Consider the following 10,564-nt stretch of genomic DNA (forward strand, 5'->3'; position numbering starts at 1 on the left):
TTAGTGTTCTCTGGTATCAAATGGTCCAGGCGGGACGGGATCGTCACCACCAGGGTGTAAAGGGTGGCATTTTAATACGCGTTTCACCGTCAACCAACTGCCTTTTATCAATCCAAACCTGCGCAATGCCTCAATTCCGTATTGAGAACAGGTTGGCGTGAAACGGCAGTGCGGCCCGAGTAGCGGACTAATCAGGCGCTGATAGACCCGAATCAGGCCTATCAGGACCCGCGAGCCAGGCGACAGTGGCGGCGCCATAATTTTTCCAACGCTTCCGAGAGAGCACGGTTATCGAGGTCGGCAACCCCTTTCTTCGCCACCACCACGAAATCCATTGGCGGGAGTTCATGTTGACGTAAACGGAAGCTTTCACGCGTCAGACGTTTGATCCGATTGCGTTCATGCGCACGCTTAACGTTTTTTTTGGCGACGGTAAGACCGATGCGGGGATGCCCCAGCGAATTTTGGCGGCCGAGGATGGTGATTTGCGGCGTGCCAGCCCGTAATGGCTGCTGGAAGACGAAAGTGAAATGACTGGGAGTTAACAAACGTAACTCCCTGGGAAATGCGAGCTTAACCACTCAGGGTTAGCTTTATTACTTGGAAACGGTCAGACGAGCGCGGCTTTTAGCACGACGACGTGCCAGAACCTGACGACCATTTTTAGTAGCCATACGAGCACGGAAGCCGTGAGAACGGTTGCGCTTCAGTACAGACGGTTGAAAAGTGCGTTTCATGGCGATTTCTACCTAAACTTGAATAATTTCACTGACTTTCGCGTAAATCCGAACGAATTTCGAACGGCCTACGCCTCAGCGTGGGTGATTAAAGAGGCCGGATTGTAATAATTGTACACTCCGGAGTCAATTCTCTTTCCTTATTTCTCGCACCTTGCCGCACAAAAAACAGGCGATGGCGCGCTGCGGAAAACGGGCATTACGCGCCGGGTGGGGGATTATACGACCTGGTGGATAAAGCGCAAGGATCGTAAAGGATCTTTGTTAGATCGATTAGGCTCAAAACCCGCGTAGCTCATTAATTTTTCCAATATGCGGCTGAAATCGTGCTTCACTCCAGCCAGGATCGATTACACTTATCCAGCTTCGATCCTTCCTGTGGATAAATCGGGAAGAATCTGTTGAGAAACACAAGATCTCTTTCTCAGTTTAGGCTATGATCCCCGGTCCCGATCGGGATCCAGAGATCCGCATCGGGTAATAACCGCAGATAGCGGTTCGCACGTCACCCCTTTTGTGCAGGGGCTTTTCGGCTATGCAGGGTCTTGTCGACGTGTGCCAACAATCACGATTGTTTCAGTTTCTCTTTATATATCGATTTTTGTTCGAGTGGAGTCCGCCGTGTCACTTTCGCTTTGGCAGCAGTGTCTTGCCCGATTGCAGGATGAGTTACCAGCCACAGAATTCAGCATGTGGATACGCCCTTTGCAGGCGGAGTTGAGCGATAACACGCTGGCACTGTATGCGCCAAACCGTTTTGTGCTCGATTGGGTAAGGGATAAATACCTCAATAATATCAATGGACTCCTCAATGATTTTTGCGGTGCGGATGCCCCACAGCTGCGCTTTGAAGTCGGCGCGAAGCCTGCCGTTCAGATGCAGAGAGGCGCGGTAAGCGTTGCCGCGGTCGCCCCTGCGCAGCAGGTTCAGACGGCGCGCGTTGCCCCGACTATCGTGCGTCCAGGCTGGGATAACGTGCCGGCGCCGGCAGAACCGACCTATCGCTCCAACGTCAATGTGAAACATACGTTTGATAACTTCGTCGAGGGTAAATCTAACCAGCTGGCTCGCGCGGCGGCGCGTCAGGTAGCGGATAACCCCGGCGGCGCGTATAACCCGCTGTTTCTTTATGGCGGCACCGGCCTGGGTAAAACTCACCTTTTACACGCGGTTGGTAACGGGATTGTGGCGCGTAAACCCAACGCAAAAGTGGTTTACATGCACTCCGAGCGCTTTGTGCAGGACATGGTAAAAGCTCTGCAAAACAACGCCATTGAAGAATTTAAGCGCTACTACCGCTCCGTTGACGCCCTGCTGATCGATGATATCCAGTTTTTTGCTAATAAAGAGCGCTCGCAGGAAGAGTTTTTCCATACCTTTAACGCCCTGCTGGAAGGCAATCAGCAGATCATCCTGACCTCGGATCGCTATCCGAAGGAGATCAACGGGGTTGAAGATCGTCTGAAATCACGCTTCGGCTGGGGTCTGACGGTTGCGATCGAACCGCCAGAGCTGGAAACTCGCGTGGCGATCCTGATGAAAAAAGCGGATGAAAACGACATCCGCCTACCGGGCGAAGTGGCGTTCTTTATCGCCAAGCGTCTGCGCTCTAACGTACGTGAGCTCGAAGGGGCGCTGAACCGCGTTATCGCCAATGCCAACTTTACCGGCCGGGCCATCACTATCGACTTCGTCCGCGAAGCGCTGCGCGATCTGTTGGCTTTACAGGAAAAACTGGTCACCATCGACAATATTCAAAAGACGGTGGCGGAGTATTACAAAATTAAGGTAGCGGACCTGCTGTCTAAACGCCGCTCCCGTTCGGTGGCGCGCCCACGCCAGATGGCGATGGCGCTGGCAAAAGAGCTGACCAACCATAGTCTGCCGGAAATCGGCGATGCGTTTGGCGGTCGCGACCATACCACCGTCCTGCACGCTTGCCGCAAGATTGAGCAGTTGCGTGAAGAAAGCCACGATATCAAAGAAGATTTTTCCAATTTAATCAGAACATTATCCTCGTGACGCTATGAAATTTACCGTAGAACGTGAACATTTATTAAAACCGCTGCAACAGGTGAGTGGTCCTTTAGGTGGTCGTCCGACGCTACCGATTCTTGGCAACCTGCTCCTTCAGGTTACCGATGGCGCGCTGTCGCTGACCGGTACCGATCTGGAAATGGAAATGGTCGCGCGCGTTGCGCTGATTCAGCCGCACGAAGCGGGAGCAACAACCGTTCCGGCGCGTAAATTTTTTGATATCTGCCGCGGCCTGCCTGAAGGCGCGGAGATCGCGGTACAGCTGGAAGGCGAGCGTATGCTGGTGCGTTCCGGGCGTAGCCGTTTCTCGCTCTCGACGCTACCGGCGGCGGATTTCCCTAACCTTGACGACTGGCAGAGCGAAGTTGAGTTTACCCTGCCGCAGGCGACCATGAAGCGCCTGATTGAGGCGACGCAGTTTTCGATGGCTCACCAGGACGTTCGCTATTACTTAAACGGTATGCTGTTTGAAACCGAAGGCAGCGAACTGCGCACCGTAGCGACCGATGGCCACCGCCTGGCGGTCTGCTCTATGCCGCTGGAAGAGTCCCTGCCCAATCATTCGGTGATCGTGCCGCGTAAAGGCGTGATTGAGCTGATGCGTATGCTTGATGGCGGCGATACGCCGCTGCGCGTACAGATCGGCAGCAACAACATCCGGGCTCACGTTGGCGACTTTATCTTTACTTCGAAGCTGGTCGATGGTCGCTTCCCTGACTATCGCCGCGTACTGCCGAAGAACCCGGACAAGCATCTGGACGCCGGTTGCGATATTCTCAAGCAGGCCTTTGCCCGGGCGGCGATTCTTTCTAACGAAAAATTCCGCGGCGTGCGCCTGTATGTCAGTGAAAATCAGCTGAAAATCACCGCCAATAACCCGGAGCAGGAAGAAGCGGAAGAAATTCTGGACGTTACCTATGCCGGTACGGAAATGGAAATCGGTTTTAACGTCAGCTATGTACTGGATGTGCTGAACGCACTGAAGTGTGAGAACGTACGTATTCTCCTGACGGATTCCGTTTCGAGCGTGCAGATTGAGGATGCGGCTTCGCAATCCGCAGCCTACGTCGTCATGCCCATGCGATTGTAGAATCTGCAAAGGGGCTGGTTTACTTGCCATTTCGCCTTCCGGCAGTGCTCGAAATGCTCACGTACTTCGTGTACGCTCCGCTTTCTGCGCGCTGGCGGTAGACGAACTGGCTGCGACACCTACGCCCCTTGAATGATGACGAGCTGATATGTCGCTATCCCGACTTCTAATCAAAGACTTCCGCAATATTGAAAATGCGGATCTCGCCTTATCCCCCGGCTTTAACTTCCTGGTTGGAGCCAACGGCAGCGGCAAAACCAGCGTGCTTGAAGCTATCTATACGCTCGGCCACGGTCGGGCGTTTCGTAGCTTGCAGATTGGCCGCGTGATTCGTCACGAGCAGGAGTCATTTGTTCTGCACGGTCGCCTGCAGGGCGAAGAGCGAGAAGTCGCCATCGGCCTGACGAAAGATAAGCAGGGCGACAGCAAGGTTCGTATCGACGGCACTGACGGCCATAAAGTGGCGGAGCTGGCGCTTCTGATGCCGATGCAGCTGATTACGCCAGAGGGGTTTACTTTACTCAACGGCGGCCCCAAATACAGAAGAGCGTTCCTTGATTGGGGATGCTTCCACAACGAAGCCGGATTCTTTACCGCCTGGAGCAACCTGAAGCGCCTGGTGAAGCAGCGCAACGCCGCGCTGCGTCAGGTGAGTCGCTATGCCCAGCTGCGGCCATGGGATCTGGAGCTGATCCCGCTGGCGGAGCAAATCAGCCGCTGGCGCGCCGAATATAGCGCCGCTATTGTCGAAGATATGGCGGATACCTGTCGGCAGTTTTTACCTGAGTTCGCCCTCACCTTTTCTTTCCAGCGCGGCTGGGAGAAAGAAACGGATTATGCCGAGGTGCTGGAACGAAATTTCGAACGCGATCGCATGTTAACCTATACCGCGCACGGTCCGCACAAAGCGGATTTCCGCATTCGTGCCGACGGCGCGCCGGTAGAGGATACATTGTCGCGCGGGCAGCTTAAGCTGCTGATGTGCGCCCTGCGGCTGGCGCAAGGTGAGTTTTTGACCCGCGAGAGCGGGCGACGCTGCCTGTACCTGATAGATGATTTTGCCTCGGAACTCGACGACGCGCGGCGCGGGCTGCTGGCCAGCCGTTTAAAAGCCACGCAGTCGCAGGTTTTCGTCAGCGCCATTAGCGCTGAACACGTTATAGACATGTCGGACGAAAATTCGAAGATGTTTACCGTGGAAAAGGGTAAAATAGCGGATTAACCTAAGATTAAATGAGCGAGAAACGTTGATGTCGAATTCTTATGACTCCTCCAGTATCAAAGTCCTGAAAGGGCTGGATGCGGTGCGTAAGCGCCCGGGTATGTATATCGGCGACACGGATGACGGCACCGGTCTGCACCACATGGTATTCGAGGTTGTGGATAACGCTATCGACGAAGCGCTCGCAGGTTACTGTAAAGACATCGTTGTTACGATCCACAGCGATAACTCCGTCTCCGTACAGGATGACGGCCGCGGTATTCCAACCGGTATTCACCCGGAAGAGGGCGTGTCGGCGGCGGAAGTGATCATGACCGTTCTGCACGCAGGCGGTAAATTCGATGATAACTCCTATAAAGTTTCCGGCGGTCTGCACGGCGTAGGCGTTTCCGTTGTTAACGCCCTGTCGCAGAAGCTGGAGCTGGTTATTCAGCGCGATAACAAAATTCACCGTCAGGTTTATGCCCACGGCGTGCCGCAGGCTCCGCTGGCGGTTACCGGCGAAACCGAAAAAACCGGTACCATGGTGCGCTTCTGGCCGAGCTACGAAACCTTTACCAACGTTGTCGAATTCGAATACGAGATTCTGGCAAAACGCCTGCGCGAGCTGTCGTTCCTGAACTCCGGGGTGTCGATTCGCCTGCGCGACAAGCGCGACGGCAAAGAAGATCATTTCCACTACGAAGGCGGTATCAAAGCCTTTGTGGAATATCTGAACAAAAACAAAACGCCGATCCACCCGAATATTTTCTATTTCTCCACTGAAAAAGACGGTATCGGCGTTGAAGTTGCGCTGCAGTGGAACGACGGGTTCCAGGAAAATATCTACTGCTTTACCAACAATATCCCGCAGCGCGACGGCGGTACTCACCTGGCGGGCTTCCGTGCGGCGATGACGCGTACCCTGAACGCCTATATGGATAAAGAAGGCTACAGCAAAAAAGCGAAAGTCAGCGCTACCGGCGACGACGCCCGTGAAGGCCTGATTGCCGTGGTTTCCGTGAAGGTGCCGGATCCGAAATTCTCCTCGCAGACCAAAGACAAGCTGGTCTCCTCTGAGGTGAAATCGGCGGTCGAACAGCAGATGAACGAACTGCTGAACGAGTACCTGCTGGAAAACCCGTCTGACGCAAAAATCGTTGTGGGCAAAATCATCGATGCCGCCCGTGCGCGTGAAGCCGCGCGCCGCGCGCGTGAAATGACCCGCCGTAAAGGCGCGCTGGACCTGGCTGGCCTGCCGGGCAAACTGGCGGATTGCCAGGAACGCGACCCGGCACACTCTGAACTGTACTTAGTGGAAGGGGACTCTGCGGGCGGCTCTGCTAAGCAGGGGCGTAACCGTAAGAACCAGGCGATTCTGCCGCTGAAGGGGAAAATCCTCAACGTTGAGAAAGCGCGCTTTGACAAAATGCTCGCTTCGCAGGAAGTGGCGACGCTGATTACCGCGCTGGGCTGCGGCATTGGTCGCGACGAGTACAACCCGGACAAACTGCGCTACCACAGCATCATCATCATGACCGATGCGGACGTCGACGGCTCGCACATTCGTACGCTGCTGTTGACCTTCTTCTACCGTCAGATGCCGGAAATCGTTGAGCGCGGCCACGTCTATATTGCCCAGCCGCCGCTGTACAAAGTGAAGAAAGGCAAGCAAGAACAGTATATTAAAGACGATGAGGCGATGGATCAGTACCAAATCTCCATCGCGCTGGATGGCGCAACGCTGCACACCAACGCCAACGCGCCGGCCCTGGCCGGAGAGCCGCTGGAGAGACTGGTTGCCGAGTATAACGCCACGCAGAAAATGATTACGCGTATGGAACGTCGTTATCCTAAAGCGCTGCTCAAAGAGCTTATCTATCAGCCGACGCTCGCAGAGGCCGACCTGGCGAATGAGCAGACCGTGACGCGCTGGATCAACGCTCTGGTGAGCGAGCTGAATGAGAAAGAGCAGCACGGCAGCCAGTGGAAATTTGATGTCCGCGAGAACGCCGAGCTGCAGCAGTTTGAGCCGATCGTTCGCGTGCGTACCCACGGCGTGGATACCGATTATCCGCTGGATCATGAGTTTGTCACCGGGCCGGAATACCACCGTATCTGCGCGCTGGGCGAAACGCTGCGCGGTCTGATTGAAGAGGATGCCTTTATTGAGCGCGGCGAGCGCCGTCAGCCGGTTGCCAGCTTTGAACAGGCGCTGGACTGGCTGGTGAAAGAGTCGCGCCGCGGCCTCTCTATCCAGCGCTATAAAGGTCTTGGCGAGATGAACCCGGACCAGCTGTGGGAAACCACTATGGACCCGGATAGCCGCCGCATGCTGCGCGTGACCGTGAAGGATGCGATTGCCGCTGACCAGCTGTTCACCACCCTGATGGGTGACGCCGTTGAACCGCGTCGCGCCTTTATCGAAGAGAACGCCCTCAAAGCGGCGAACATCGATATTTAATCGTCGTCTACAGCCCTACTCAGGCCGCGCATTTAGCGCGGCTTTTTTGTGGGCGCAGGCATATCCAGCGACATCACGGACGGTAAACGGCTGGCGAGCATATCGACGGCAATTCTCACCCTCAGCGGTAGGTGCGGCGTCTGTTGCCAGACCGCATGAACGTCGAAGCGCACATCCGGCGCCTGCTTTAAAAGCGGGACGAGTTTTCCCTGATGAATTTCTTTGCTGGCCATCCAGCAGGGCAGCCATGCAATGCCGTGGCCGGCCAGCGCAGCGTCGCAGATTGCCTGCAAATCATCCATATTGAGCGATGAACGGGGAGTAAAGGTGTGCGAGACTCCTTCTTTATCCATCAGCTGCCAGGATAGCACTCTGCCTGCTTGCAGATAGTTAATGGCCGCATGGTGGGGTAAATCATCAACGCTTTGTGGCAGACCCTTCTTCAGCAGGTAATCCGGCGCGGCGCACAGCACCATGCGGTGTTCTCCCAGCTTTCTGGCGACCAGAACGCTGCTGTCCTGAAGGGGGCCGTTACGCACCGCCATATCAAACCCTTCCTCGACGAGATCCACCACGCGATCGCTGAATGACATCTCCAGCTCGAGACCTGGGTGTTCCTGCGCAAGCTCGATCAGCAGGGGGGCCACGCACTGGCGACCAAACAGCACCGGCATGGCCACGCGCAGGCGGCCACTAACCTGCTGTTTCCCTGTTTCCAGCAGCGACTCTGCTCCACGAATTTCCTCCAGCGCGCGCTGACAACGTTCATAAAAAAGGGCGCCGTTGTCGGTCAGGCTTTGGCTGCGGGTCGTACGTTGAAACAGACGTACCCCCAACCGCTCTTCAAGCCGAGCGATACTCTTTCCTACCGCCGAGCGCGACAAATGCAAACGAATTGCGGCCTGAGCAAAACTTCCCGCCTCAACGGCGGCCACAAAAACCGGAATATCCTTCAGCGTATCGGTCATGGATTGTATCTTTTCAGTCACCAATAGAGGGAAAACTTATCGCCACTGGTTACCCATGGTCAACGGTAAACTGTCACTTCAAGCTTATTTGATGGCAGGAGTGAAAAATGACGCAGACAATGCAACGCTGGTCTATGGACGCCCTCGGGCGTGAGAACCTCAATCTTATTCAGGCGCCTGTTCCGCAGCCGGGCCCGGGTGAAGTCCGCGTGCGGGTGAATGCCGTTGCGCTCAACTATCGCGATAAGATGGTCATTGAAGGCACCATGCCTATTGCGCTTTCCTTCCCGTTTACTCCGGCGTCTGATGTGGCGGGCGTGGTGGAGAGCACGGGTGAGGGCGTCACGCGTTTCAAACCCGGCGCTCGGGTGATCTCCACCTTTTTCCCGGAGTGGATCGACGGTAGACCAGCGTCAGATGCCCGCACTTTGCCTTATAAAACCACCGGCGGGTACTTCCAGGGCATGCTGGCTGAGTACGTGGTTGTGAATGAAAACTGGCTGGTGGCTGCACCGGAAACCCTTGATGATGCAGAGGCCAGCACGCTCCCTTGTGCAGGGCTTACCGCATGGTTCGCGCTGGTGGAACGCGGTCATTTACATGCCGGGCAATCGGTGCTGGTACAGGGGACGGGCGGTGTGGCGATATTCGCTTTGCAAATTGCAAAAGCACAGGGGGCAAAGGTTTTTGTCACATCAGGAAGTGATGAAAAACTGGCGCGGGCTAAACAACTTGGCGCCGATCATGGGATAAACCGGCTCAAAAGTGATTGGACGGAAGGAATTTACGAACTGACCGCCGATCGCGGCATCGATCATATTATTGAAACCGTTGGCGGAGAGAATCTGCGACATTCCATGCGCGCCGTTGCGGTTCATGGTCGCATATCGGTCATTGGCGTGCTGGCCGGGAGTGAAATCTCGCTACCGGCTGGCGAACTGTTGCTGAAATCCCCGGTGATTCAGGGTATTGGTGTGGGGCACCGTCGTGCGCTGGAAGATTTCGTCCGCGCCGTTGACGTGACCGGGTTAAAACCGGTGATTGAACACCGTTACCGTTTTAACCAGCTTGAACAGGCGCTTGAACATCTCGATCGTGGGGCGTTTGGTAAAATCGTTCTGACCCGCGAGTAAGATCCCGGTCCCCGGGTTCTGCCTAAAAGAGGGTGTTCCGCTGCGTAATGTAGCTCTGTTTTTGTAGGCTTAATCGCGTTAGCATGAGTAAGGACTCATCTTACCCGGGGATTTCATGGCTATTAAACTAATCGCAATCGATATGGACGGCACGCTGCTGCTGCCTGACCATACCATCTCTCCTGCGGTGAAAACCGCGATTGCCGCAGCCCGCGAACGCGGCGTCAACGTGGTGTTAACCACCGGACGACCTTACGCAGGTGTGCACAGCTACCTGAAAGAACTGCATATGGAGCAGCCGGGAGATTACTGCATCACCTACAACGGCGCTTTAGTACAGAAGGCAAGCGACGGCAGTACCGTTGCGCAAACCGCGCTGGGCTACGACGACTATCGCTATCTGGAACAGCTGGCCCGTGATGTCGGCTCCCACTTCCACGCGCTGGATCGTAATACCCTGTATACCGCTAACCGCGATGTAAGCTATTACACTGTGCATGAATCCTACGTGGCGACAATCCCGCTGGTCTTCTGCGAAGCCGAAAATATGGATCCCAACATCCAGCTGTTGAAAGTGATGATGATCGATGAACCGGCCATTCTGGACCAGGCTATCGCCCGCATCCCGGCTGAAGTGAAAGAGAAATACACCGTGCTGAAAAGCGCGCCCTACTTCCTGGAAATCCTTGATAAACGCGTCACTAAAGGCACCGGCGTGAAATCGCTGGCCGATACGCTGGGTATCAAGCCGGAAGAGGTGATGGCGATTGGCGATCAGGAAAATGACATTGCAATGATCGAATATGCAGGCGTCGGCGTGGCGATGGACAACGCGATCCCTGCCGTCAAAGAAGCGGCAAACTTTATCACCAAATCCAATCTGGAAGACGGTGTGGCATATGCTATTGAAAAATATGTCTTAAACTAAAAATCG

Annotated in this window: 11 protein-coding genes; 6 read left to right on the forward strand and 5 right to left on the reverse strand. The window is 55.1% G+C overall.

The window, feature by feature from the left end:
* The 4 genes from yidD to K2184_RS03960 form a co-directional block, all read right to left on the reverse strand.
* Positions 1-258 carry a membrane protein insertion efficiency factor YidD gene (gene yidD, locus K2184_RS03945; protein WP_004871831.1) on the reverse strand — a complete coding sequence of 86 codons (258 nt, stop codon included), beginning with the start codon at positions 256-258 and terminating at the stop codon, positions 1-3.
* The gene (gene rnpA / locus K2184_RS03950) at positions 222-581 is read right to left on the reverse strand and encodes a ribonuclease P protein component (RefSeq protein WP_004871829.1); all 360 of its coding nucleotides are present in this window, start codon (positions 579-581) and stop codon (positions 222-224) included. The genes yidD and rnpA overlap by 37 nt, the downstream gene beginning before the upstream one ends.
* 15 nt (positions 582-596) lie before the next feature.
* The gene (gene rpmH / locus K2184_RS03955) at positions 597-737 is read right to left on the reverse strand and encodes a 50S ribosomal protein L34 (RefSeq protein ID WP_004871828.1); all 141 of its coding nucleotides are present in this window, start codon (positions 735-737) and stop codon (positions 597-599) included.
* A gap of 218 nt (positions 738-955) precedes the next feature.
* On the reverse strand, positions 956-1,036 hold the full coding sequence (locus K2184_RS03960; protein WP_418268749.1) for a hypothetical protein: 81 nt from the start codon (positions 1,034-1,036) through the stop codon (positions 956-958).
* A gap of 322 nt (positions 1,037-1,358) precedes the next feature.
* Here K2184_RS03960 and dnaA point away from each other — a divergent pair, with 322 nt between their 5' ends.
* The 4 genes from dnaA to gyrB all read left to right on the forward strand — a co-directional run bounded on the left by dnaA (position 1,359) and on the right by gyrB (position 7,529).
* Positions 1,359-2,759 carry a chromosomal replication initiator protein DnaA gene (gene dnaA, locus K2184_RS03965; RefSeq protein WP_004107208.1) on the forward strand — a complete coding sequence of 467 codons (1,401 nt, stop codon included), beginning with the start codon at positions 1,359-1,361 and terminating at the stop codon, positions 2,757-2,759.
* Between the two features lie 4 nt (positions 2,760-2,763).
* Positions 2,764-3,864: a DNA polymerase III subunit beta gene (dnaN, locus tag K2184_RS03970; protein WP_004107206.1), complete on the forward strand. Its 1,101-nt coding sequence runs from the start codon at positions 2,764-2,766 to the stop codon at positions 3,862-3,864.
* A 148-nt stretch (positions 3,865-4,012) separates the two neighbouring features.
* Complete coding sequence (gene recF, locus K2184_RS03975) at positions 4,013-5,086, forward strand: DNA replication/repair protein RecF (RefSeq protein ID WP_004107198.1); 1,074 nt, start codon at positions 4,013-4,015, stop codon at positions 5,084-5,086.
* A gap of 28 nt (positions 5,087-5,114) precedes the next feature.
* Entirely contained in the window at positions 5,115-7,529 is a 2,415-nt protein-coding gene (gene gyrB, locus K2184_RS03980; protein ID WP_004107195.1) for a DNA topoisomerase (ATP-hydrolyzing) subunit B, read from the forward strand.
* Positions 7,530-7,561: 32 nt separating this feature from the next.
* Here gyrB and K2184_RS03985 read toward each other — a convergent pair whose 3' ends face one another.
* The gene (locus tag K2184_RS03985; RefSeq protein WP_049102146.1) at positions 7,562-8,497 is read right to left on the reverse strand and encodes a LysR family transcriptional regulator; all 936 of its coding nucleotides are present in this window, start codon (positions 8,495-8,497) and stop codon (positions 7,562-7,564) included.
* A gap of 107 nt (positions 8,498-8,604) precedes the next feature.
* On the opposite strand from K2184_RS03985, the gene K2184_RS03990 reads away from it, so the two are divergent.
* Together K2184_RS03990 and yidA are read left to right on the forward strand one after the other, a co-directional pair.
* Entirely contained in the window at positions 8,605-9,630 is a 1,026-nt protein-coding gene (locus tag K2184_RS03990) for a zinc-dependent alcohol dehydrogenase family protein (RefSeq protein ID WP_064355348.1), read from the forward strand.
* 115 nt (positions 9,631-9,745) lie between these two features.
* Positions 9,746-10,558 (forward strand): sugar-phosphatase, encoded by an 813-nt coding sequence (yidA, locus tag K2184_RS03995; protein WP_004107186.1) that lies wholly within the window; start codon positions 9,746-9,748, stop codon positions 10,556-10,558.
* Positions 10,559-10,564 lie beyond the last annotated feature (6 nt).

Source organism: Klebsiella sp. K5-306 (genome assembly GCF_051835185.1).
Classification (GTDB): Bacteria; Pseudomonadota; Gammaproteobacteria; order Enterobacterales; family Enterobacteriaceae; genus Klebsiella; species Klebsiella oxytoca.